General features: G+C 38.7%; 20 protein-coding genes and 1 riboswitch. Of the genes, 2 read left to right on the top strand and 18 right to left on the bottom strand.

Features of this window, described 5'->3' with window-relative positions; all coding sequences use genetic code 11:
• Positions 1-51: 51 nt before the first annotated feature.
• From BM146_RS16080 to BM146_RS16025, 11 genes are all read right to left on the bottom strand, one after another.
• Positions 52-849, bottom strand: coding sequence for an arginase family protein (locus BM146_RS16080; RefSeq protein ID WP_074891276.1), 798 nt, complete (start codon positions 847-849; stop codon positions 52-54).
• Between the two features lie 38 nt (positions 850-887).
• Entirely contained in the window at positions 888-1,661 is a 774-nt protein-coding gene (locus BM146_RS16075; RefSeq protein WP_074891274.1) for an adaptor protein MecA, read from the bottom strand.
• Positions 1,662-1,827: 166 nt separating this feature from the next.
• The gene (locus BM146_RS16070) at positions 1,828-2,472 is read right to left on the bottom strand and encodes a sortase (protein ID WP_074891272.1); all 645 of its coding nucleotides are present in this window, start codon (positions 2,470-2,472) and stop codon (positions 1,828-1,830) included.
• Complete coding sequence (locus tag BM146_RS16065) at positions 2,465-2,713, bottom strand: TIGR03905 family TSCPD domain-containing protein (protein ID WP_074891270.1); 249 nt, start codon at positions 2,711-2,713, stop codon at positions 2,465-2,467. Before BM146_RS16065 ends, BM146_RS16070 begins: the two co-directional genes overlap by 8 nt.
• Before the next feature lie 335 nt (positions 2,714-3,048).
• Positions 3,049-4,203, bottom strand: coding sequence for a Cna B-type domain-containing protein (locus BM146_RS19045; RefSeq protein WP_083413604.1), 1,155 nt, complete (start codon positions 4,201-4,203; stop codon positions 3,049-3,051).
• Positions 4,178-5,065, bottom strand: coding sequence for a class C sortase (locus tag BM146_RS16050; RefSeq protein WP_074891267.1), 888 nt, complete (start codon positions 5,063-5,065; stop codon positions 4,178-4,180). Before BM146_RS16050 ends, BM146_RS19045 begins: the two co-directional genes overlap by 26 nt.
• Positions 5,066-5,207: 142 nt before the next feature.
• The gene (locus BM146_RS16045; RefSeq protein WP_074891265.1) at positions 5,208-6,731 is read right to left on the bottom strand and encodes a SpaA isopeptide-forming pilin-related protein; all 1,524 of its coding nucleotides are present in this window, start codon (positions 6,729-6,731) and stop codon (positions 5,208-5,210) included.
• Positions 6,732-6,792: 61 nt separating this feature from the next.
• Complete coding sequence (locus BM146_RS16040; RefSeq protein WP_074891263.1) at positions 6,793-12,393, bottom strand: Spy0128 family protein; 5,601 nt, start codon at positions 12,391-12,393, stop codon at positions 6,793-6,795.
• Between the two features lie 39 nt (positions 12,394-12,432).
• Positions 12,433-13,011, bottom strand: coding sequence for a signal peptidase I (lepB, locus tag BM146_RS16035; RefSeq protein ID WP_074891261.1), 579 nt, complete (start codon positions 13,009-13,011; stop codon positions 12,433-12,435).
• Positions 13,012-13,024: 13 nt separating this feature from the next.
• Positions 13,025-13,597, bottom strand: a complete 573-nt coding sequence (locus BM146_RS16030; RefSeq protein ID WP_074891259.1) for a hypothetical protein — start codon at positions 13,595-13,597, stop codon at positions 13,025-13,027.
• 246 nt (positions 13,598-13,843) lie between these two features.
• A riboswitch (cyclic di-GMP riboswitch) is annotated at positions 13,844-13,933 on the bottom strand.
• A 219-nt stretch (positions 13,934-14,152) separates the two neighbouring features.
• Positions 14,153-15,466, bottom strand: coding sequence for a flagellar hook protein FlgE (locus tag BM146_RS16025; RefSeq protein WP_074891256.1), 1,314 nt, complete (start codon positions 15,464-15,466; stop codon positions 14,153-14,155).
• A gap of 202 nt (positions 15,467-15,668) precedes the next feature.
• On the opposite strand from BM146_RS16025, the gene epsC reads away from it, so the two are divergent.
• Entirely contained in the window at positions 15,669-16,586 is a 918-nt protein-coding gene (epsC, locus tag BM146_RS16020) for a serine O-acetyltransferase EpsC (RefSeq protein ID WP_074891254.1), read from the top strand.
• Between the two features lie 203 nt (positions 16,587-16,789).
• On the opposite strand, the gene BM146_RS16015 is transcribed toward epsC, so the two are convergent.
• The 5 genes from BM146_RS16015 to BM146_RS15995 form a co-directional block, all read right to left on the bottom strand.
• Positions 16,790-17,119, bottom strand: a complete 330-nt coding sequence (locus BM146_RS16015) for a hypothetical protein (RefSeq protein WP_074891252.1) — start codon at positions 17,117-17,119, stop codon at positions 16,790-16,792.
• 85 nt (positions 17,120-17,204) lie between these two features.
• On the bottom strand, positions 17,205-18,206 hold the full coding sequence (locus BM146_RS16010) for a tRNA dihydrouridine synthase (RefSeq protein ID WP_074891249.1): 1,002 nt from the start codon (positions 18,204-18,206) through the stop codon (positions 17,205-17,207).
• Positions 18,207-18,292: 86 nt separating this feature from the next.
• Positions 18,293-19,120: an energy-coupling factor transporter transmembrane component T family protein gene (locus BM146_RS16005; RefSeq protein WP_074891247.1), complete on the bottom strand. Its 828-nt coding sequence runs from the start codon at positions 19,118-19,120 to the stop codon at positions 18,293-18,295.
• Between the two features lie 45 nt (positions 19,121-19,165).
• A complete protein-coding gene (locus BM146_RS16000) occupies positions 19,166-20,884 on the bottom strand; it encodes an ABC transporter ATP-binding protein (protein WP_074891245.1) in 1,719 nt (572 codons plus the stop codon).
• A 3-nt stretch (positions 20,885-20,887) separates the two neighbouring features.
• Entirely contained in the window at positions 20,888-21,445 is a 558-nt protein-coding gene (locus BM146_RS15995) for an ECF-type riboflavin transporter substrate-binding protein (RefSeq protein ID WP_074891243.1), read from the bottom strand.
• A gap of 168 nt (positions 21,446-21,613) precedes the next feature.
• On the opposite strand from BM146_RS15995, the gene BM146_RS15990 reads away from it, so the two are divergent.
• Positions 21,614-22,267, top strand: a complete 654-nt coding sequence (locus tag BM146_RS15990) for a hypothetical protein (protein WP_074891241.1) — start codon at positions 21,614-21,616, stop codon at positions 22,265-22,267.
• A 54-nt stretch (positions 22,268-22,321) separates the two neighbouring features.
• Here the strand turns inward: BM146_RS15990 and BM146_RS15985 are convergent, their stop codons facing one another.
• Both BM146_RS15985 and BM146_RS15980 read right to left on the bottom strand, forming a co-directional pair.
• Positions 22,322-24,112: a methyl-accepting chemotaxis protein gene (locus BM146_RS15985; RefSeq protein WP_074891239.1), complete on the bottom strand. Its 1,791-nt coding sequence runs from the start codon at positions 24,110-24,112 to the stop codon at positions 22,322-22,324.
• A 323-nt stretch (positions 24,113-24,435) separates the two neighbouring features.
• A partial coding sequence (locus BM146_RS15980) for a transposase (RefSeq protein ID WP_074891237.1) occupies positions 24,436-24,647 on the bottom strand: 212 nt, incomplete at its 5' end.

Raw genomic sequence — 24,647 nt, 5'->3', positions numbered from 1 at the left:
AATATAAATAAGACTACTCCAAAAGGAGAGTCTAGGAACATTATACTATATTTAGTTAACATTCACACTATGATTTGTAATTATCAATTCGAGTATAGCCCGATTAAACTGATCATTTTTAGCTACTTCTTTTTCAAAATCAATTCCTTCCTGATCAAGTGCACACTCGCCACAAATATCTACTCCAATTACATTTTTTTCTTTCAAAAGAGCTCTTGTAAACTCTAAAACCTCTAAATCAGCAAACTCACCCTGATCCCAATTGGTTTCAAGACACTCTTTTGCTATGATATCTTTATCAAGCGAAAAATAGACCGGATAATCCGTTTCCGGAAGTTTGATCACAAAGCCCTGCTCGCATGAATTCGAACCTATAGCAGACACTACCACTTCTTCTCTATCATAGAAATGAACTTTATGCCTATCAGACTCGTCAAGCTCTTCAACAAGCTTTCTATCTGCCCCGATAATATGCACGTCACGAACATTTGGATTATTATCAAGAACATCCTTTACCCAACTCCCACAGGAAAGAATATCCCCAAACATGGATGGCTGCATATCAGGATGATGATCCAGCACCACAAGCGAAAACGGCTCTTTTACCATTTCCAGCATAAGAGCTGACATATAGTGATAATTACCTGAATCAATAAAATGCACTGACTCAGCATCTGCTATAACTTTTTTAATATCAGCCATTGTCCCGTCATCGCAAAGACAGTTTGTCCCCGAGATATCTTTTAAATCAAGTACTTTTCCACAAAATGAAGAGCCTTTATCTCTTCGATAAAAGCTCTCTTTATCATAAATACCCGAAAAATTAAATACTGTAAATTCCGCTTTCATATCAAGTCCTTAAATCTTCAGTCGCCAAAAGCATCTATTCATCTGGCAAGATCCGCCAGATGTACAATCGCGTCCTCTGCTATAAGTCTCTCACCATGTTCCTCTACAACCATAGCTTCAGGAGAATTAACCATAAGCAGCTCGGAATACTCAACTCCCGCTCTCCTCATATCATAGATAATACTCTCATTAGCTGACATAAGTCCTGCAATAAGATAATATCGGTCCTCATATTTGTATAGGCTTGAGTCCACTATTGGAAGCTTTTGAACAACCTTGGAAAATCTCTTTACTTCATCAAAGTTATCAAATTCCATCATATATCTGGCATACTCTGAAAGAGGCTGATAACTTGTTGTAGGCTGCTCCGCTGCTGATGATATGAAGTCATCCTTGCCGTATATCTTATTGATTGTATCAGTCAAATTTGTAATAACTTCATTAAGCGCGACACCCTTTTCCCTGCCAGTCTTGGCTTTGATGTCATCCACCTTCTCCTGAGTCAGCATTTTAAGGATAGTATCGGCTGCTCCGCGAATACGGTCTGTTGCTTTCTGAATATCTTCATTGCTCATCTTAACTGCAAAGATGCGCACACTTCCATCCATCATCATATTCTTGCTCATCATCATGACCTCTGTCTCAGGATCATAATCAAGCTGAGCCCCAACTTCCTTGTTGAGTTGTGCAAAAAACGAAGTGGTGTTTTCAGCACCTTCTATAACTGCTTCAGGAGTAAGACCAATTTCATGAAGTTCTGATGCCGCAATACTGCATTCTACTGTGGTTGCATTCATTTTTACTATAATCATTACGCATCATCTCCTCTCTTTGGATACATTTCTCCATTTTTTGTACTGTAATTATATATCTAAGAATTAGCACTGTCTAGGTGAGAGTGCTAAAATTTCTATTAATACTCTATAACATTACAGTAAGGTTATCGGCAATTCTGCATAAAAGCTAAAGCATTATTACTTATTTTCTGATATGTTTACTCTTTTTGGCAGCATCCAAAACGTCAGGCACTGCCCCCGTCTCACTATACTTTCCTACTGACTCGCACCTTATTGTTACGCGGTTTGCGCCACCAAGTGTACAGGTAAAAAGAGTCAGATCCCAATCACCGGCTTCCATTTTTTCTACGTCATAAGCTCCAAGAGTCTCCATATTGGTAACTTCGTAGTACTTACTCAAACCGTTCATATCAGTAACTATAACCATATCCCCCGATGTGAGACTGCTCAGATTACCAAAGTGCTCAGTATAATTATGTCCGGCTATAATAAGATCATCATCATACATGCTGCCCTCATATCTGCAGACGGCATACTTGGCATCTTCCTGACTCCATGAGCTCTGAACAGGTAAAAGAAGCTCCAAAGAAGGAATCTCCAGTGTTCCAACAAAGCTGTGTCCATCCACATCTACTACAGGCATTTCTCCTGATAAATTATCCAATACCACGCCAGGCATCTGCTCAATGACGCCCTCTAGCATTTCGTCCGAAGCAATACCTGCTTTTGATGATTCATCAAGGTTATGTTTTAACAGGAAAACTGCTATAAAAATAAGAGCAGAACCAATCAAAATGTAAGTATAGCCAGCATGATTTTTATGCATTCTGCTTCATCGCCTCTTCAATCGCATATGAAAGCTGATCAGGGCATGATGTATTCTTAAATCCACACTTTATGCCACGAAGCTTTGCTATAGCATCTTCGCACTTCATTCCCTCTACAAGTTTGGAAATGCCCTGAAGGTTACCGTTGCATCCATTTGTAAACTTTACTGCACCAATTGTGTCTCCTTTAAGCTCTATATCAATCTGTGTCGAACATGTGCCTTTGGTCTTATATATCATTACTTATTACCTCTTCTCTCTATAATCATTATATCAAAATTGTTTCTTTTATACATTTACCAATGTCATATATTCTTGAACATAAAGTTCAAGAATGCATACATTCTTGAATCAACAATTCAAGAATGCATCAACCAAGCCAATTTAAATCGACTTCGTCGATGAGGCTTGGTTGACTCTTCACTCATATTCTCACGAAATCCGCAGTATATGCGGATTTCTGGAATTTAGTTCAAGATGTCATACTTTAATATGCAAAATTGCACCCTGTGTTCAACCACAAGGTGCAATCAACATTGATTACATACACATACTAAATCCGGCCATATTATCTGTCAACCGGCATTTTTCCTGTTTTTTCTGATTCCTTTGATAATAAAAAATAAACCGGCTATTATCAAAACAGGAAGTGGCCACCAAAGCTGACCTGTCTGTGGAAGTCTTCTGGCACCAAGTACTGCAGGAAGATTTCTGAAAGCGCCCAAAACCTCAGGAAGATCAGGTATTCCCGGGGCATCAGGTGTATCCGGCGTCTCTGGAGTATCCGGTGTCTCCGGTGTTTCCGGAGTATCTGGGGTTTCCGGCGTATCCGGTGTCTCCGGCACTTCCGGCTCATTGTAAGTATTTTCAAGTGTGAACAGAATCACTTTACTATTTTCACCATTATATGAACTCTGGCTCGTGCTTACTGTGTAAGCTGAATCTGAACTGATATTTTCCTTTATTGTCCAACTATGAGCTGACCTGTTTCCTGATTCATCTCTAAAATCTGAATCTGACCATGTAAAAAACCAGTTATTTGATACACCAAGTTCTACCGTCTGTACTATCTGACCATCTCTATAAAGATCTACACTAATAGATGCAGGGCGCTTATCTTCGTTTCCAGAGTCTTTCCAGACCTTTCTGATTTCATATGTCTTTGGATATTCACATGAGCACTTTGCCCTTAAAACAGGCGCATATACAGGATTCACCCATGTATCATTAGCATCTGTTGTTGGTATTGAGATCAAAAAAGTATTAACAGCATATGTACATTCCTCTTCAGGATCATACAAAGTCTTGGTTCTTATCATATAAAGACCAAGATGTAGTTCATCAAAATGCGCTTCCCCACTTCCATCGGAAACCGCATGCGCAGTAACATTCATATGGCTGTACACATATGGCTCAATAGTTTCAATTATCGAATCCCACTGACTTTGATCTGTAATATCATTTATGTTTGTAACCGGCTGATCTTTGAGTTCATCTATCAGTGTAAACTCGCCATTTTCACTGATATCTGCCACAAGGTATGCATCGACCTCCATTCCCTCGAGGAACTTGTCATCAAACTTAAACTGCAAAGTCATCTGTCCCTTATCCTGCCAGCTCATATCGATCAGATCTCTGGCTTGAACAGGAAAAGAAAAACTTCCAAGCATCAATAATAAAACAGCCACAAACATCACTATTCTGTTAAGATTTCGTGTCAGTTTTTTCATCCTTCAACCTCAATTTTTTGCTGTTTTTTGCTTTAGGCTTTCTGGTCATTACCATAAATACTATAAATGCAATGAGCAGCATAGGCGCTCCAATAAAAGGAGCTATCATAAGTGTTCCGTACCTTGTTGCATCTGCCGGTACGATAAGCTTTGTTTCTTCGTTATAATCAACACGCTTTGCTCTTACAAGGAGCCTGTGAGTATTTACACCGTAGGGCGTACAAGTCACCAGCGTGACGTATTCTTCTCCATCTACTATTGCCAGTCCAGTAACTTCTTCCGGTAACACTATACTTATCTTATCAACCTGATAAGCAAAAGTCTGATCCATGATATGTAAAAGGAATGTATCTCCTACTATCATCTGATCCAAATCTGTAAATAGTCTTGAGGACGGAAGTCCTCTGTGTCCTGATAAGACTACATGTGTGGAACTTGTCCCTGTCGGAAAAGATGTTCCTTCAAGATGTCCAATTCCTACCTGCAGGACCGATTCTTCAGTTCCATGATATATCGGAAGATTAACTCCTATATTTTCAATTTCTATGTATCCTATTACCCCTGTTCCGGTAGGATCCAATATCTTGTTATATTCGGTTAATTCTTCATCACTTAATGTAAAGTTCATTGGCTTTGCAGCAAGCTCTTTATTATATTCATATGCTGCCTGCCAGAACTTTGTATAGTCTTCCTGACTCATAGTTGATATGGATTCATCATATGAATTAATAGCCCTACTTTGGTGAATGGAATTAACATAATTACTAACTGATGGGTAAAGAAAAATAGCTACTCCAACCAGGAAAATAACTCCAAATATTAAATTGGGAAGCTGTTTCTTTAATCCCTTCTTTTTCTTCATCTATAAATCAATCCAAGTTTCTTTTATTTCTTAGTACCTAAATAAAAAACGAATCTTTACGTATCCTTCAGGGGATGCATCCCCTGAAAGATACCTTTTTACAAGATTCAAATATATATTAACTTTTTCATACCCCAAAAAATTACTCTGCGTCAGCTTTTCTACGAACGATGAAATATGCTACCCCAGCAATAATAAGAACACCGCCAAAGATATAGAAAAGTGTTGTTCCTATTCCACCTGTTGATGGAAGGATTGAACCTGTCTTGTTAACTACCAGCTTTGCTGTTGCAGCGATAAGCTCATTTTCATAAGTAACATCTGTTGTTGACTCTGTGTATGAACCATCAACGATATTTCCGTCTTTATCAAGTTTCCATGAAGCCTTTGTTGTTGTCTGACCTGTCTTAACAGGTGTTACTTCAATTTCTTCTGTAAGTCTGTTGTATCCATTTGGTGCTACAGACTCAGTAATAGCTACCTTCTCATCAGTAGGAAGTCCCTTTACGATAATAGTTGCCTTTGTATCACCTGTAGCTGTAGTAAGCTCATTTACAAGACCTTCACCTGCTGTTTTACCAGCATAGATATAAGCTCCATCTACATCAGGAGTTGCCTGTACATAGAATGGGAACATAAATGTTGCTCCTGCAAGGTCATTTCCTGCCTGATCAACCTTCTTTACAGCAAATGCATAAGTAAAGATTGTTACTTCCTTTTTATCCTCATCTTCATGAGGGTTGTTATCAGTTGTTGTCCACTTAAGAGCTACAGTATTCTTGTTGCCAGCTCCATCAACAGCAGCCTTCTCTGTTACAACAGCTGAGTAAGTAACAAATACATGTGCACCGTTCTTGTAAAGACTTGTCGCACCATCAACCCAAGGAATAGTTAATTCCTTATTGTCATTGAACTGAGTAACAGCTAACTTAGTCTGATCATTAGTTGTCTTAGCATCACCATCTTCATCAACTGTGATATCTGTAACAGTAACATTCTTTAAGAACTCTGGAAGTGTATCAACGATTGTATAAGATACGATCTGCTTTGCTCCTTCGCCTGCTCCATCATAGTTAGATGTTTCAAACTCTACTGTATAGTTTACTGTCTGACCGATGTAAACATTGTCATCATCAACCTTTTTCTCAAGCAGATTTGGTGTTGATGAGTTCTTATCAACAAGTGTTGCATTAGGATTTGTTGAATTAACAGTGATAGCCTGATCACCCTGTGATGTCTCAACTACATAGTAGCCATAATCAAGGTTATTAAACTTAAGAGTAGAACCATCACTTACTACTGTGTAAACAGCTGTATCAGTTTCAGCCCATTCCTTTATTGCCTTTACGGCATCTGCACTCAACTCTGTCTCATTCTTGTATGCTGCCTCTGTAGCAGAAATGTTGCCATAAGCATCCTTTGTAAAATAATCACTTAATGAATCAGGTATATCGCCAGTGTAAGCAATTGATCCCCCTTCAGTTCCAGTAACTGTTGCACTAAAGAGCTTATGAATAGCATAAGTTTCTCCCTTGGCTGCATTGCTGATTGTAATGCTTGCATTACCACTTGCTACACTGACATCCTGAGCAAAAGCTGTTATGCTTGCACCCATGATCATAGTAGCCGCAAGGATTCCTGTTAGTAATTTCTTTAATCCTTTCATTTTCCTCTCCTTTTGAATCTTGTATTTTCTTATTGTTAAAAAATCTTTCGATTTAAAAACCTTAAATTAGATTATTCTTTCTCCTAAGCCTAAGCAAAAAGCCGAATAAAGAACCTAAAATAATTGATATTCCTACTGCATTAAATGGAATAGTACCTGTTCCTCCTGTTGATGGAAGAGCATTCCTGAATATGGTCTTATTTGTGATATAAACCGTTCCGTAGTCATAATGATCTTCCGCATAATATGCATCCATTACGTAACCGGGATCTTTACAAACAGTACCATTAACTGTAACATTCCCCTGATCGGAAACATCATACTTTATTCCGCCATATTCGTAGGTCACACTATGTGTAGCTAAGTACTCATCAGATTCTTTTACGCAATATTCATATGCGTTTCCATCCGAGTCAGTAAGCGGAAGATTCTTCACAGTAAGCTCCCAGCTTCCATCCTCTGCCGGAGTAATAGTTTGAGCAGCATATACTTCCCATGAATCATTGCTGTCCTTTATCCTCTGCCATATGTAAATATTCAGAGCAGAATGATTATTGCCATCATTTTTTCCATCTGTATCCAGCCAGTTCTTAACTACTTTAAGTCTTCCTGTAAGTGAATTATTAAATACCACTTCAGCGACATCGCCTTTTGTGTACTTCACCTGAAAAACATTTGCTATAGGCTTGCTGGTAACAGGATCAGTTCCAAGATATAACTCGCAGCTGGCTATTTCATTGTTAAAATACTTATCATCAGAATATATAACATTAGCTCCAAGATAATAGAAATCTTCTACCGTCTCTATATCTGTATATATTCCCTGCTGAGCATAAATTGAATGCTTATTATTATCATGACTATATGTCTTACTAAATGTGGTGTACTTCTTTTCTACTGTTACTTTCACATAGTACTCTGATGAATCATAAACAACTCCGTCCAGATTTTTGTTTACCTCGGTTATCTTATAGATATATTCGCCTTCAAATCTGAATGGAATCGAATCAAACTGAACAACAGCAGAATATGTTCCATCATCATTCTGTTTAACTATCCTATTGCCGTCTTTATCAACAGATGCGTCCGAAACCGTGACGGATACACTATTCTCGTCACTTCCTCCCGGCATTGGCTGCGAATTAAGGGAAATAGGATTTCGTTCTGAATCGTAAGCCTTGTAGCTCACTGCTTCCATTGTGAACGTAAATTCCATATTCTTCCATTCACCACCAATGAGATTCTTGGTAACCTGAATAGGTCCTATTGGGACGCTATAATAGTTACAGATCTGAACAGTTTTTATTGTCTCTCCGCCAACCTTAACATTATCAGGTGCCTTGTAGCTATCAAAGGTAATATCCAGATCTTTGGAAAATACTTTTCTCCAGTTTTGTCCACCGGTACCGCCAAAGCTTGATCCTTCCTCGTCTTCTGTCACATCGTACATTGTAACTCTGGAATAATATGAATTTTCTAAGATCGTACTGGCTGCATCTGAAGAATTCTCATCGTGTTCAAAACTAAAAGTAAGTCCGTCTGCAACCTCTTCTACCTTGTAAAGACCTGTAGGTATCCCCTGGATAGTCCACTGAGCATTTCCATTGTAGGTTACTGTATATCTGTTGCCTGTTGCAGCATGAGTATCACCATAATACTCAATAGCGTGGTCTTCGCGATCTCTGTCGCCATCTGTAAATCCCTGGAAGATAATGTAATTACCATTTTCCTCGGTCAAACGGAACTTTACGTTAGGTAAAAGAGTTTTCTCTCTTACAAAATCAGAGCCAAAATCGTTAACTACAAGTTTGTGAATACGCAAATAGCTGGTTGATGTGTTATAAAACCCTGCTACATCTGAGGTAACACCATGACTTGTTTGCTTTGTCATATTCCATATCTGATAATTGTAATCATTTTTAACTACATTTTTCTCTAATATATCAATGTAGTTTTTGTCATCAGTTGGATCATACTTAAAATAACCATAGCCTGGTTTATTTTTGTCTAATCCTGAAACCCTTATAATAATATAATCATCATCCTTCGAATACGTAACCGAAGAGCCAGTGGTCTCTATATCATTTTCAGTGATGACAAAGTATACACTTTCCTTATATAGATAATTGTCATTGTACGAAAACTCGAATGAAATACTGCCGCCTTCGTTTTGCAACGAGTTAGTAAGAGTCTCTAAATGAGCTCCTTTAGTATTGAGTACTCTTACTGTAAATGTAAACTTCTCACTGTCCGGACAAAGATTACCATTTAAAAACTTATTAAGATTGACTTTTAGCTTACCTTTTACTGTGGTGTTATTAAACGCAACACTCTCGCCTGTAACCAGCCTTTTACTGTCATTGCATATTCCGTTAATCAGCGCTGCATTTATAAAGTCCGGATTTGGATTTGAAGATGAAACTGCCGCATTAAGTGCATTGACCCAATAGTTAAACTCATCTTCTTCCTCTCCAAGTCTGTAGTAAGAAATATCTGCATCATTGGCACCTTTATACACAACTTTAACGTATATCTGTGACTTATCGATTGTGTATGCCGAGCCTTCTTCCAGCACATCCTCAGTAATCCTGAAGTAATAAGTATTCCCAGGAGTCATACTCCAATAGGACGGATCAAATTTATAGTTTATGGATGCGCCATCATTGGTAAGTGCTGTATGATCAGTAACTTCTCTATCGTACTTACCGTTACTCCACCCCGTCATGTCATCCTTGAGGCGTTTTATTGTAAAGTTAAACTTAGCATTTTGAGGATCATCCCCATTAATAAATTTATAAAGCTGTAATTCCAATTCATTATTAATGGAAGTATTCGTAACTTCAACAGTTCCACCAATTTTCAGATAGCCTATCAGTGAAACCTTGTGAATTTCACCATTCAGACATATGCTGTCAGCAATTAAAGAGCCGGCCACACCACTACTTGTAACACTTGCACACGGAGCGAGCACTGTTCCAATTACATTTTCAATTTCTAACGCTCCTTCATATGGTTCATACTCACCATTACTGTTCTTTTGAACCGGATTTATTATTACTCTTGAAGCGATGCTTCCAAAAGAATTGTATATTTCATCAGGCTTTTGACCATTTAAATAGTATTGACCAATCTTATAACTCGTACGTCCAGTCAGATCCAAGTTTATAACCAGGACCTGATTATCTCCAAAGGTTATTCCCTTTGACAGATCAGTTATATTATTTTTATCTGTCCAACCATACTTATCTTTTCCAGCTGAATAAAAATCACTTAAGTAATCGCCATCTTGTGATGCGATCACGTTGAAAGTATCAACTGTTTCCGAATCACATAAATACGGAAGAACAGATGATACACTCTTTGCATCATCCAAAATAGAATTTACAAAATCTGTCGGAATGTCATATAGCTGTTCGCTTATGGTAACATGGTTATTGCCATCCTTCGTACCCTTTTTCCATCCTGAATCTGACGCATCAAAATACAGTGTGGCATTTTTATACAGCATTTTATCCAGTTCAGTTTCGTTATATTTTCCATTTGTAATATAACTACTCGTCAATGCGTCAACTGCATTGCTGGTCTCATTAAGTTCGCTTTCATAAGTAACTGTAAAATTTCCAAACTCGTTACTATCAAGAACCGCATCTCCATCAGCACCGTTAAGCTCATAAACATAAACCGTAGGATTTTTTTCTGTAAAGCCTTCTATTCTGTGAGAGGCTACATAATAGCCATCAGAAAGCGTAAAATCAGAATCAGTAAACGAGAACTCTGAACCGGATATCTTCTCTTTGCCTTGTTCATCCCTGAATAACGCAAAGTAAAATGTCCCTTTCTCTGTTGATTTCTTTCTTACTACAATGCTATAGCTCTTATACTCATCAGAAGATATATATCCGCCATTTGTCCTTTCATAATCGAACAAAACTCTCTCCGCTGTTTCAGCATAATTATTAACAGCAACATTGGTTTCGTAGTGAGAGCCACCTTCAAGGTTATCTGCAACCGCACCAAAGTACTTAGCATTTCCAAGGCCTTCAATTATTTCCGTTGCAGATTTCTCATTTGTACCTTTCCATGTATGTTCCTGATTATCTTGGGTTGTTTTTAAAACAGCTGTAATAGAAAACGATTCAGTCTCATACGAAATCACGTCTGCATCATTTTCAAAAGACACTGTTCCATCCTTATATACTTCAAGGGCAATATCATCTGAAGTAATCTCAGTAGCTTCACTTGTAGAATTAACATTTTCCATAACTTCACTACTAAGAGGCAAATGTACAACTGCAATTTCATCTTCCTCTGTTAAATCAAGGCCTTCTGAAATCTGCTTATTATTGAATTTAACGGATACAGAAACTGTTCCATCTGTCGGTTCATACTCAACCGAATCAAGCATAAATGCTATATCAAATAAAACAGTATTTGTTTCATCGTAAACTGCTTTTTTATTTTCACTGTTTTCTTCTGTTTCTGCCTGGGATGCTTCTGCAATGACCTGGGAATTTAAATTAAGCGCTTCCATATAGGCTTCATAATTATAACCTTCGGTCTGAGCATCAACAGTCTTAACTGAAAGCTCTACTCCCTCAGGAAGGACACCTGGATCAGAAAGACTTACAGTCACTGTCACATCACCATCGGCAAAAACAAACTTATCCTGAGTATTTACAGCAAAATATTGAAGAATCAGATCCGTATCTTCTCTGATCTCAATAACATCGCCATTTACCGTAGTTGCTTCATAATATGTGTATTCAATAATTTTCTTGTTCTCTTCCTCTTCGGAAATATATGAAGCCACGCTATCGTGATTTTCTTCAATGGATGAGGCTATTTCAACTTTCTCAGTCTTTTTTTCAATCTTAGTTATTCTTTCGTTTAAAATAACAGCCTTATCAAATATGAAACCTTCAAGTTCACTTACTTCATCCGGTATCTCAAAAGACTTCTCTATTGAAAGAGCTTTGGATTCAGCAATCTCTTCACCACTTAGATCAGTGTATAGAACGTTTATCTCTACATCTTTATACTCTTCGTCGTCATCTGCAACATCTTCATTTTTTTGAGATGAAGATGCACTTGATGCTGAGCTGGCAGCCTTCGCTCCATCCAAAGAACTTCCTGATGAAGCCTCACTTGAAGCTTCAACTGCTGATTTTTCCATCGAAGCATCTGTTGAAGCGCTAGATGATGCGAGTGATTTTTCCTCTGATGAGCTACTATTTGAGGCTTCACTACTGCTTGCGTTGTCAGAAGCATCATCTTTTGAAGTATTTTCTTCATTCTGAATCTGTTCATCAGTACTCTCGCCCGAGCTCGCTTCGACGGCAGCATTACCAGATTCCTCTTCAGAAGCAGCTTCTGCAGCACCATCTTCTTTATCTTCTAATGATGTCGAAATTTCCTCATTTTCTCCATCATCATTTTGCATCTGCTCTATAAGCCCCTGCTCAAACTCATCATCAGCAGTCTCCAGAACAAGTCCAACCTGACCTGCGCCTTCTTCAGTCATGGCAGTTGCCGGCTTATTAAGGCCATAAAGTGTGATTGTCCCAGTAACTAAAGACAGACAAAGCGCAAATGCCATCCATCTCTTGTGATTATTATGATTCTTTATGTACTTTTCTGCGCGATTTTCTGTTTCCCCTCGCATCCTTTTACCTCAGTTGAAGTCAATTGAAAGTTACCGGTATCAAAGTCCTCCAAGTTTATCAAACGGGAAGACTCTAAATATCACTTTCCCTATAAGCTGTTCCTTAGTAACGCATCCCACCACGCTACTTCTTGAATCTATTGATGCACTTCTGTGATCCCCCAAAACAAAGTACCTGTTTTCCGGAACCTGGTAAGGAAATGTAATATCTGTTGGTTCAAGACTTTTGTCAGTTGTATAGGACTCGTCCAGAACCACCCCGTTAACAGATACATTTCCTTCCCCATCTATATTTATCCAATCTCCCGGTGAACCCACAACTCTTTTCACCAGAACTTTATTATTATAATAAAAAGCTATCAGTTCTCCCGGTTCAAAGCCTGAACTATTCTGTGCAATTACAATCTGCCCCGTCTCAAGCGTCGGTGTCATGGAATCTCCAGTTACTTTAAGTACAGTAATGAAGAAACTCGATATAAGCACTGCCAAAGCAGCCACAACAACTACAACAAAAAGGGTATTTCTAAGAACTGTTCTATATTCCTTTTTACTATTTTCCCTCTTGAGTTCCTTCTTCAGTTCCTCAATGGAGGGTTTCAAATTCTTTTCTTCACTCATCAGCTTTCTCTAATTAACACGCCTTTTCCTCTTTTTCTGTTACTTCCCTAAGAGGTCCGTATTTCTTTTCTGCCTGCTTTTCCATAAGTTTTATCTTATTACGTGATTCTTCAATTTCCTGCATGAGTTGCTGATATTCGGCACTTGCATTCTTTTTAAGCGTTTCCACATACAGATCAGCCGATTTCTGTGCTGCTTCCATGATGCCACCAAGTTGAATTGATGCCTCCGCAAGAGACTGTGAGTTCTCTATCTTCATAAGAGCATCATCAACCTGCTTTTGAAGCTCTGCTTTTTCTCTACTTAGCCTGTTCTTAAGCCCTGCGATATCTTTGTCGAATTTTTCCTGCATCTGAGCCTTTTGTTCACCGAACTTGGCTCTCATCTGAGCCTTTTCTTCCTCGAAGTTGCTTAACATCTTGGCTCTTTCTTCAGCAAAATCACGCTGGAGCTGTAACTTCTCTTTTTCTAGTTCTTCCTTATATTCCCTCTCGTGCTTTTTGGCGGCTTCTGCCTCCTCAGAGTAGGTTATCATCATCTCCAAAAGATCTGCTCGGGAGAGTTTCTTTAAATTAATATCTGACATACTTCTCCTTATTCAGGGTAAAAAAATAAGGTATGTTGCGACTTCACCGCGTCGCAAAATACCTTTCCAAATATATGACAAGGCATCTGCAATACTAAATGACCAGTCGCTGAAATTACATCCATGTACACCCTGATGCCACCTGCATCCAGGGGTTCATCCCTGAACTTATATGTACCGTAACTACTGCATATAAAAAGACCGTCTGTCTATACAGTCCGGCCACCATTGGTGCTCCAAACCGGCACCAGCAACTGGCTGTCTGTCACATACCTATGTGATTAAGACCCTTTAGTTTTGCGTCACCGCTTTCCAGCGGCTTTGCCCTAATATCATACAAAACAAAAATTATGTTTTTTAAGTACCAGACTATGATGTCTGAATCCCTTGTAATGTTGAATATACAACATAGCACACATTTTTACAACAGTTTTTTCATACAATTTTCACAGTTTCCAACTAAAAAGAGCTGGAATCCGCTCCAGCTCTATGAAACAAAATTTTATATTTTTTTAAGATTTTACCGGTTTCCTTTCAAATAGTTTCCATCGCACATTAACGTTTTAACGATTTAAGTATCTGAAGCATCTCATCAGACGTAGTAATTACCTTACTATTCGCTTGAAAACCACGCTGTGTTGTGATCATATCCGTAAATTCTTTTGCAAGATCAACATTACTGCCTTCTAAAACCCCTGATGATATATAGCCGCCATCTTTAGCAATGTCCATATATATAGGATTCCCCGAATTTGCTGAAGATGCATAAAGGTTATCTCCAACTTTTTCAAGTCCCATGGCATTGTTAAACTCAGCAACTACTATCTGAGCTATTTTCACAGTCTGTCCATTTGTATACCTCGCATAAGCCGAACCATCATCACTTATTGACAGCCCGTTCATTTCGCCTTTAGCATATCCTGTATTAGAGCCTTTTTTATCTCCTTTATATCCGGTGATTGAAGATGCATGAGTCATGGCATTTCCTGCAAAATTGGATGTATTGGAAAAATCAATATTGATAGGTCCTACTACAGAACCAGCTCCTGTAACAGAGAAATTTACTGTTTCAGTCGTTGCTCCATTTATCGTCGAAAGTTTTCCATTATGTTTATCATAAACCAGATTCAGATTTGTAGCCTGAGTAAATGCAATGTTTTGCCCTGAAGTATTTTTTATCGAAGAAAGTGTCATGGCAAAAGTATTATCCTCAAGATCATCGCCATCCGTAAGTTTAAAATTTAAAGAATATGGATTGCCGTCACTTCCATATACTTCAAGGGTAATATTTCTGCCCTCCTCAAGTTCTGTATCATCAGTATCTATATTCCCCCTAAAATTAGCTGCAGTAGTAGCTGTGCCCGGCAAGGTCTTTGTAGCTTCAGTGACAAGTCGTAGTGGTGCCTGTGGTCTTGTCCCATCCGTAATATTTCCAGCTCCCATCTGTCCCATTACATAGAAGCCATTATTCTGGGTAACCAGACACCCTTGCGCATCTATTGTAAAAGAGCCATCACGTGTATAATTCACTTCGCCTTCAGAAACATTTGGACTTACGCAGAAAAATGAGTCTCCTGTTATCATAAGATCAAAGACGTTATCTGTTAAAATAGCTGATCCCTGCTTGGTAATGTTCATATTTATGGAACTTAGCCTTGATCCAAGGCCAATCTGCGAAGCGCCTGTTGTTGCAGTATTATCAGCCGATGCTGTTACCGGCTTTACTGTCTGATAAAAAATATCAGAAAAGCCTGCTGCCTGCGACTTAAATGAAGTTGTATTAACATTGGCAATATTGTTACCAATAACATCCATCTCTAACTGGTGTGTTTTAAGCCCGGCAACGCCTGACCACATAGATCTCATCATAGAACACTTACCTCCATTGGAAGCTTTTTAATCAAAAATACTATTTGTCATGTCATATATCGGAGAGTATAACAAAAACATTTAGTTTTTTTATTGCAGTTTTTACAATTTTCTTTTGCACCATCTAATAAGTAATGTATAATAGTCGGTAACAGTAAATCGCTCTAAAGGTTGCTGATTAAAAAGGCATGGAGATTACAAGATGGACTATAAATCAAATGGCAGAGACGCTTTAAAAGAAGAAATCAAAGATATCGTCGACCTGATTCTTTCTGACTATGATAAAGCCAGAGACATTGATCAGATGGACGTTTATAACCAGCCAGACAGAGATGCGGTAAAAGATATCGTGATAAAGCTTATCAGAATTCTTTATCCGGGCTATTACAGAGACAAGGTTTACAAAAGTTATAACGATAATAACAGAATCGCAGTTGTACTCGAGGACGTTATCTACAATATGCAAAAGCAGATAGCCATTGCTTTTCATCACAGTCCAGACTACAAAAATGCATCTGATGAGACATTGGATTGTGCTGCAAGATGCATCACCCATGAATTCTTCAAGCAGATTCCAAAGATCCGCGAATATTTAGACACAGACCTTCAGGCCTGCTATGACGGAGACCCTGCAGCATACAGCAAGGGAGAGATAATCCTTTCATATCCCGGACTTACTGCTACAACCATCAATAGAATTGCCCATGAGCTCTACATGCTCAAGGTGCCGCTTATTCCCAGAATGATGACAGAATATGCTCATTCAAAAACAGGAATAGACATTCATCCCGGTGCAACTATCGGCAAATATTTCATGATAGATCACGGAACCGGTATTGTTATCGGTGAAACTTCCATAATCGGAGAACACGTTAAGATTTATCAGGGTGTAACAATCGGTGGCCTTTCAACTCGCGGTGGTCAGGCCCTTAAGGGAGTAAAAAGGCATCCCACAATAGAGAACAACGTCACTATCTATTCAGGTGCTTCTATCCTTGGTGGAGAAACAGTTATTGGTGCAGACACCGTTATCGGTGCCAACGCATTCATTACTTCTTCAGTTCCATCAGGAAGCCGTGTCAGCATGAAGAATCCATGTGACTGTGTTGACAAAAAATAAGCATAACAAATCGCAGCAATAAAAGAGAATGTCGCTTGCGACATTCTCGCGCCGAGCGCGGTTGCATTTATGCAACATCTTCCAATCGCGCGAGTGCGCATCCTTAGCGGAGCGATTTTTTATAACATAGGAAGCAATTTCCTATGATATAAAAAAACTATCTTGCTTAATAAATGAGCGAGATAGTTTTTATTTTATATATATCAGTTTGAGCTTCCTTCTGATGACTCGTTTGCTGCCTCTTCAGAAGTTTCTGTAGATGCTACTTCTTCAGAAGTTTCTGTTGAAGCTGCCTCTATTGATGTCTCTACTGAAGCTGCCTCTATTGATGTTTCTACTGAAGCTCCCTCAGTTGCTTCTACTGATGTACCTCGATTGTTCCAGATAATTGCTCCTGCGATACCTGCAACTAACATAGCAGCTGCAACAAGGCAAACGATCTTAGCTATTTTCTTTCTCTTTTTTTGCTTGGCAAGGCGCTCTTTTCTGCCAGCTTTTTCTTTCTTATAAGCGTCTATTTTTTCCTGACTCATACCCTTTTCCTTCTTTCCCTCTCCAGGCTTGTTAAAAATATGCTTCCCCGGATGAATAGTAAATATCAGAGGCTATTATATCACATTAAGCCTGTGTTTGCTCAACAATAAACTCACAGTTTGAAAACATATTGGCTACAGCTGCTCTGTACTCTCCCTTACTACGCGATTTCCTGATGACCTTAAGCTGTTTGTCACAGTCCTTGAAATGAACATGAAGAAAAGCCCAGTGCTCAAGCATCTTAAAGATCACGTTACGATCTTCCGGAATATACTCTTCATATGCATCGTAGAGTTTATCCAAATAGGTTCTGAGTTCTTCAGGCTTCAGAGCCTCTCCGCCTGATATCTCTCTTGCCAGTGCAGGATTTGAAATAAGGCCACGTCCAATCATAACCCTGTCAATATCGCTTATTCTGCTCTTTACTATATTAAAGCTTTCAACAGAAGTAATATCTCCATTATATGCGATAGGAGCTTTTCCGCCGTTCTCCCTGTAAACTTTGACTGCATCACAGAAAGCATCGAGTCTTATGGCACCTTTATAATAATCATCACGAACTCTTGAGTGTATCGTAATCTCACTGGCAGGATATTTGGCTAAAATTTCCATGATACCTGCCGTTTCACTCTCATCATGCATTCCAAGCCTCGTCTTTAGAGAGAACTCAATTCCAAGATTCTCTTTTTCCAAAGAATCAAATATTTCATACAGCATTGCATCAAGTTTATCAGTGTCTTCCAAAAGACCTGAACCCTTGTGCCTGTTTACCACTGTAGCCACAGGACATCCCATGTTCAGATTAGCCTCTCTATAGCCAAGTTCATACATCTTTTTGGCAGCCCATGCTATTTGCTCTGCCTTATTACCCATGATCTGTGGAACTACTTCACTTTTATAATCATCAAAAGAAATAGCGAATTCAGGCAGTATATCCCTCTGCTCTCTTTTTTTGAATTTATACGTCCTTGCAGTGGATACGAAAGGAGTATAGTATTTATCAACACACTCTCCGAACATCTCTTTATGTATATTTCTCAATGGGTAAAGCGTAATTCCTTCCATTGGCGCAAAGTATATTTTCATCCGAGACCTCTTTTCCCAAAAACGTGCAAAAAATAAATATCCGGCCTGTAGAACAATCAAGCAAGTCGGATATCTTTATCACATAATTAAATAAAAGGATTGTAAAATCTGTTTCCATCATAGAAAGTAATCACCATGGCAAAAACAAAAAAGCAGATAATAAAAGCAAGTACCAGATAATCCCCTGTCTGAAGGATTCTCTTTGAATACCAGCTTCTCTGTTTTTTCTTGCCAAAGCCTCTAAGCTCCATAGCGTTGCTAACTACATCGATTCTCTCCATAGTTGAAAACAGAAGTGGGAAGATAATTGCTGAAGTATTCTTGATTCTTGATATAAGGCTTCCCTTGGAACTCATCTCAATTCCCCTGGCTTCCTGCGCATTTTTAATCTTGTGAAACTCATCCTGCACATCCGGAATATATCTAAGCGCTATTTCTATTGAATAAGCAATCATGTACGGCACTCCAATGCTATTCATTGATGCCGCAAGTTCACTTGGATCAGTCGTAACCAAAAAGATAAATATGGAAGGAATAACCGTAAAATACTTAATAAGTACATTAAACTCGTAGAATAGCTGTTCCTTAGTCAGCGTATACCCTGCAAAAAGATGACAAATTTCCGTTCTGCTTCCGTATATATTGCAGCCTTCATATGGTGCGAAAAAGAATATCCACACAAGGTTTATTATCATAAAAAACATTATTGCAATAAAAACGCTGCTTACCTGCTTCCACTTTGTTCCCGAAATAATATAGAGCAAAACTCCTATAGCTATCATGGCAAGAAGTATTCTTGTATCAAAAGTAAGTGCGCTTACTGTACACCATAAGAGGAAAAAAACAAGTTTTGTAAATCCGCTTAATCTGTGTATTGGCGTATTCTTTTTTTCATAAGAAATCATTCTACTCATAAAATCAAATCCAATCAAAAAGCTTAAAGAATCTCTCCTGTGTATTCAGGCATTTTTCTTTTTCATACGTTCAGATTCAATGAATCTTGCTACAAATTCATCCGCTTCTTCTATGTCACATTTCCTGGCAAGATCATAAAGTGAAGTTCTCTTAAGATATGCTCTCTCACATATCTCATCATTTGTCAAAACTTCTTCCGGCTTGCCATCCATTATCAGCTTGCCATCTGTAAGCACCAGAGTCCTTTCTGTATACTCAAGCATAAGGTGCATGTCATGAGTGATCATCATGATAGTAATCGAGAGTTTTTTCCTAATATCACACAAAAACTCCATAATCTCAGTATAATGCTGATAGTCCTGACCGGCTGTGGGCTCATCCAAAATCAAAAGTTCCGGATTTAGCACCAGTATAGATGCAATTGATACCCTCTTTTTCTGTCCATAAGAAAGAGCTGACACAGGCCAGTTTCTAAACGGATACAGACCACAAATTTTTAGGGTCTCATTAACTTTTTGCTTTATCACGGATTCAGGTACTCCCCTGACTACCAGTCCCAAAGCCACCTCATCATATATCATTGGCTTGGATATCATCTGATTTGGACTTTGCATTACGTAGCCAATCTTTTCGCCGCGTTCCTTTATTGATTTCTTCTTAAGGTCCTCGCCGCAAAAGGAAATCTTACCACTATCAGGCTCATAAAAACCACAGATAAGAGACGCAAGAGTTGACTTACCTGCTCCGTTTTTACCAACTAGTGATATCATCTCGCCACGTTTTATGTCAAAACTAACATCCTTAATAACCTGCCTGGACTCATCATATCTATATTCAAGTCCCGAAACAGATAAAAGCGTGTCAGCCGTGCTTTTCTGTCTTGAAAGACTGGTATTTGTGAACCATTCTCTTACCTGTGCCTTATAGTTTTCAACATCCATAGTCTCAATGTGCTGCGGCTTAGAAGACGGCGAAAGGCTGACACCTGCTGCTTTTAATGCAGCCACATACAAAGGCTCTCTTATTCCGTGCTCAGGCAAAAGATTTGTACAAAGCATCTCATCCGGATGCTTATCCGCCACAATCTGTCCATTTTCCATAAGCACAATCCTGTCAATATCCTTGTAAAGGACATCTTCAAGTCTGTGTTCAATTATTACTACAGTTAAATCTTCCTGTTTTAAAAGCTCATCGATAAGAGCTATCGTCCTTTTACCTGTTGCCGGATCAAGATTTGCAAGAGGTTCATCAAATAAAAGCACCTTAACATCAAGTGCCATTACTCCGCCAAGAGACACTCTCTGTTTCTGTCCTCCCGAAAGAGCTCCTGGTGCATTTGAAAGAAAATCGGTAAGTTCAAGTTTTTCTGCCACATCTGAGACTTTTTCAAACATCTCTTTTTGCGGCATATTGTCATTTTCAAGTGCGAAAGCAATATCCTCCGCCACTGTCAGTGCTATAAACTGCCCATCTGTATCCTGAAGAACAGTTCCTACTATTTGTGACATGCCAAAAACTCCGAGTTTAGAAGGTTCCTTCCCATCTACCCGGAGGACTCCGCTCATGTCCCCTGCAAAAGAGCAAGGGATAAGAGCGTTAAGGCAATGCGCCAGCGTTGACTTTCCTGACCCGGACTGGCCTGCAATCAGGACCTTTTGTCCGGGATAGATCTTCAAATTTATATTTTTTAATGTAGGCTCTGTCTGAGCTCTATACTTAAAAGAAACATCCGAAAATTCAATAATTGGGGATGCGGTATTCAAAAATTAATCCTCCATCTTCAAATCAGAAGATTTTCCAGAAATTCCAGAATAAACTGAAAGAAGAATTGTACCAAGAACTCCTATTATAACCACATTGCCAAGAAAAGCAAATGCTCCTTGAGCAAATACCTTATTAGCCGGTTCTGAATATACTAAAATATCAAGAACAGGGGCAACAACGATCCATGCAACAGCATTAGATACAACCTGAATTACGTTAAAAGAAATAATGTTTGCTGTTGTATTAAAACCGCCTTCTTTTACAGCAAACTTCTTGGCAAACAGACCTATCACTATTCCAACAACAGCTTCCGGGAATACCCAGCTCCACCATACTGAACCATAGAAAATAGCATCACCAAGTGCATGTCCAAATAAACCGATAACACCACCAACAACAGGTCCGAAAACTGCTGCAAAGAAGGCCATAATCGCCATACGAGGCTGAAGATATGTGTTAGGAGCAATTACAAGCGGAATCTGAACGTTTGTAAGAACTACAAACAGAGCAGTTCCAATTCCCATGGCCACAACCTCTTTAATCCCAAACTTTTTTTCCATCACCTTTTCCCTCCATCTGGTTTGATTTACTTTGCTCATTTTAATACTTCTGCACCAATTCCTCAACAGTGACTATTATCAAATCTTATTTTCTTAATTGTTTACACATTTTTAAGCATAAGATTATTCGTTTTATAGTATGATAATTATAGTGAAAGGGGTGCTAAGATGCACGAATCTACTAACATAAACTATGGTGAAGGAACCGTGACTATCATAGCTAATTCTGACAGTCTTACTGAAATTGCCGCTCCAATAATAAGGGCCGGAGACTACAATGAAATCGTAACTTCATGTCTGACCAAAAAAGAAATGAATGAAGTTTTCGAAGGCGAATCCGCTGAAATTGTGTTTTACTATACAATGCTGGATGCTGCCCCGTCAGAAGCTGTTAAAGAGCAGTTTTATGAAATCAAAAACAGCGATAGCAACCTTAGTCGCTATACTGAAGGCTTTTTCATGAATGTCTCAGCGCAGAAATCCATCGGATCAGAGACTGAAATTGATATCTACACTCTGAATAATGAAGTTGAACTTCAAATCGAGATACCACTTTTTCTGAGAAAAGCCGGTAGAAGTTATGCGTGTATTGTCAACAATATGGGGGTTTGCAAAGTTCTCACCGATGTAGACGTTGACGCTGAAACATTTTCCATCTCAACTGATTGCACCGGAAACTACATGCTTTTATATAAAGACTCTTCTTTTACTGCCGAAGAGCAGCAGATTCTTCACAAGCCTGCTCAATACTTGTTTATCATTGGAATCATAGCCCTTTTGGGGCTGTGGTTCATTCTGGATAAAATACACAGTCAAAAGTAATAAGCTCCCCTTAATGAGGAGCTTATTTTGTGCTTATTCGCAGTCAAAAACAAATCAGATATTGATAAATTGCTTCGTACTTTCACTAAGTTTTTCCGTTACATTGTTGTTGGTATCCATGGCTGAGCTGATTCCGCTGATTTCATCAACTATATATTGTGAGTTATCAGCTGACTGATTTATAGCTCCTGAAGCCTGGGATACAGACTCTGAAATAGATGATACAGAGCTTGACATTTCGCTCATTATGGAATTGAGATGCTGAGTCTGATTTGCAATGCCATCAAGCATATCATTGATAAATTTAGCTGTCGCTTCATATTTTTCACCGGTATCAACATATGCATCATAGTCACTAAGAACAGTTGTGTTAATAAACTCAAGCACCTGCATAGCATTGTCTGCAAGGGCCTTAACTGCTTCTGTAACTTCATTACTGATATTTTGGATATTTCCTGCTGTCTGCCTTGAATTTTCAGCTAAAGAGCTGATCTCTTCAGCAACAACTGCGAAACCTTTTCCAGCTTCGCCTGCTCTAGCAGCCTCAATAGAAGCATTGAGCGCCAAAAGATTAGTCTGTGAAGCGATGTCCAGAATAACATTTGTAAGCTCATTGATCTGCGCAACTTTCTCACTGTCTTTAACTGATTTTTCCAGAACTGATGAAAGTTCTTCCATCTTGGAGCCTGTGTTATTCTTCTTATTTTGAGCATTTTCTTTTATCTCTATGGCTTCCGCCCTGATTTCCTCAGCCTTTGCAGTACCATCCTCTACACCACTATTTATACCGTCTGTGGCTTGCTTAACATCATCAAGTTTTTCAGTCATAACACTTGATGAGTCAGAAACATTCTGCATGCTGGCTGAAAGCTCCTCAAGCGCTGCAGATGTGTTAGTGATATTGTCACTGGCGCGCTGGATCTGATCTGTCATTGTCGCAGAAGACTCTGAAAGCACTGTCGTCCCTTCTTTTACCTGCTTAAGAATACCCTGAAGCGTTTCAATAAAAAGATTGAATCCATCCTTAATGTAAACCAACTCAGAAGAAGTTGCGGTGGTGACTCTTACAGTAAGATCACCCTTATTATTCCCGATATTATCGATAATATCATTTATCTCATCTGCTATCTGATTAACTTTTTTACCTACTGTTCTATAGTTGAATACAAGGAATGCTATAATACAGATCACATAAATTACCACAAGCATGTTTATTACTGCAACAGCTGAACTTGAAACTGTCTTAACTCTGCTATGAGCTTCAACTTCAACAGCAGCGACTTCTTTGTTCAGGATTTCAAGCTGCTCCTTCATATTTGCAAGCTGAGTAGATGCATCACCATATACAACCCCTACGATTGTATCAACATCAGCTACCTTCGCAGCTGCTATGATTTTGGAATATCCTTCTCTATAACCTGAATAGTTTTCCTCTAATATTTTTATTGATTTAACTGCTGTGCTTCCGCTATCAGAAATGGTATTAAATGTTGTTGAGATGCCGGCAATTGCTTCATCCATCTCTGAAAGACAATTCTCCATTTCAGGAATCTTAGTCTCGATCTGTCCAATTGATGTAAGTGTATCAAACATTGCCGCCATCGCGAATCCATCATTGTCCAGGATACGCATGTCAACCTCGAACACACGCATATCGTTCATTACACCTTCTACTGTCTCAGATGTCGCTATAGACGTTTGAGTAATACTGATCATCCGCGTAGTAACTACCGCAATAGCAATAATAAAAAGAACAAGTAATGTGATATAAGTTAAGCCGCTCATACCAGCAACTGTTTTTAAAAGTGGAATCTTTTTACTATTCTGTCTTTGACCATTATTCATAGCATTACTCTCCTTTAAGTTTGGAAACTGTCAAACGTGTGTCCATAAGTTTAAAACTAATACTTTGCGCATTCATAGGCTTAAATTATTTATTTGCACATCCTTAAGCTTATAGTTGCTAATTTGAATGCTTATGTATATTTTATCGTTTTCTTGGGGCTGTCGCACTAGATGATTTGATCATCTGGGTGAGGCCCCTTTTTCATGCCTTAAAAACGGCTTTTTTACTATATATTTTTTATATACTCTATCTTTGGGCGTACTTTAATAAGCCGATTGAATTATCGACGCTGATACAAATTTTTTATTTTAAAATTCAAAATTTATGACACTTTTTTCAGTTCAAATAGATGTGTTCCGGTTCGCTCAGACATAATCTTATGGTGGAGTTTGTTGATGTCAAAAGCTATTGCCAAAAGTGTACTCTGTGCCAGAACATTCTCACTTCCTTTATAAAGGTATCGTCTGAAATTCATATCTTCTTTCACGTTTGCAAACGAACCTTCTGCTTGTATGCTACGGTTCATTCGTAGCT

Source organism: Butyrivibrio proteoclasticus, from assembly GCF_900115735.1.
Lineage (GTDB): Bacteria > Bacillota > Clostridia > Lachnospirales > Lachnospiraceae > Butyrivibrio > Butyrivibrio proteoclasticus_B.
The sequence above is the reverse complement of the archived record's forward strand: the minus strand, read 5'-3'. Positions and strand labels throughout refer to the sequence as shown.

Coding starts and splice junctions, on each gene's coding strand:
- BM146_RS16080 (WP_074891276.1), bottom strand. CDS start 849: ATGAAAGCGGAATTTACAGTATTTAATTTTTCGGGTATTTATGATAAA.
- BM146_RS16075 (WP_074891274.1), bottom strand. CDS start 1,661: ATGATTATAGTAAAAATGAATGCAACCACAGTAGAATGCAGTATTGCG.
- BM146_RS16070 (WP_074891272.1), bottom strand. CDS start 2,472: ATGCATAAAAATCATGCTGGCTATACTTACATTTTGATTGGTTCTGCT.
- BM146_RS16065 (WP_074891270.1), bottom strand. CDS start 2,713: ATGATATATAAGACCAAAGGCACATGTTCGACACAGATTGATATAGAG.
- BM146_RS19045 (WP_083413604.1), bottom strand. CDS start 4,203: ATGAAAAAACTGACACGAAATCTTAACAGAATAGTGATGTTTGTGGCT.
- BM146_RS16050 (WP_074891267.1), bottom strand. CDS start 5,065: ATGAAGAAAAAGAAGGGATTAAAGAAACAGCTTCCCAATTTAATATTT.
- BM146_RS16045 (WP_074891265.1), bottom strand. CDS start 6,731: ATGAAAGGATTAAAGAAATTACTAACAGGAATCCTTGCGGCTACTATG.
- BM146_RS16040 (WP_074891263.1), bottom strand. CDS start 12,393: ATGCGAGGGGAAACAGAAAATCGCGCAGAAAAGTACATAAAGAATCAT.
- lepB (WP_074891261.1), bottom strand. CDS start 13,011: ATGAGTGAAGAAAAGAATTTGAAACCCTCCATTGAGGAACTGAAGAAG.
- BM146_RS16030 (WP_074891259.1), bottom strand. CDS start 13,597: ATGTCAGATATTAATTTAAAGAAACTCTCCCGAGCAGATCTTTTGGAG.
- BM146_RS16025 (WP_074891256.1), bottom strand. CDS start 15,466: ATGATGAGATCTATGTGGTCAGGCGTTGCCGGGCTTAAAACACACCAG.
- epsC (WP_074891254.1), top strand. CDS start 15,669: ATGGACTATAAATCAAATGGCAGAGACGCTTTAAAAGAAGAAATCAAA.
- BM146_RS16015 (WP_074891252.1), bottom strand. CDS start 17,119: ATGAGTCAGGAAAAAATAGACGCTTATAAGAAAGAAAAAGCTGGCAGA.
- BM146_RS16010 (WP_074891249.1), bottom strand. CDS start 18,206: ATGAAAATATACTTTGCGCCAATGGAAGGAATTACGCTTTACCCATTG.
- BM146_RS16005 (WP_074891247.1), bottom strand. CDS start 19,120: ATGAGTAGAATGATTTCTTATGAAAAAAAGAATACGCCAATACACAGA.
- BM146_RS15995 (WP_074891243.1), bottom strand. CDS start 21,445: ATGGAAAAAAAGTTTGGGATTAAAGAGGTTGTGGCCATGGGAATTGGA.
- BM146_RS15990 (WP_074891241.1), top strand. CDS start 21,614: ATGCACGAATCTACTAACATAAACTATGGTGAAGGAACCGTGACTATC.
- BM146_RS15985 (WP_074891239.1), bottom strand. CDS start 24,112: ATGAATAATGGTCAAAGACAGAATAGTAAAAAGATTCCACTTTTAAAA.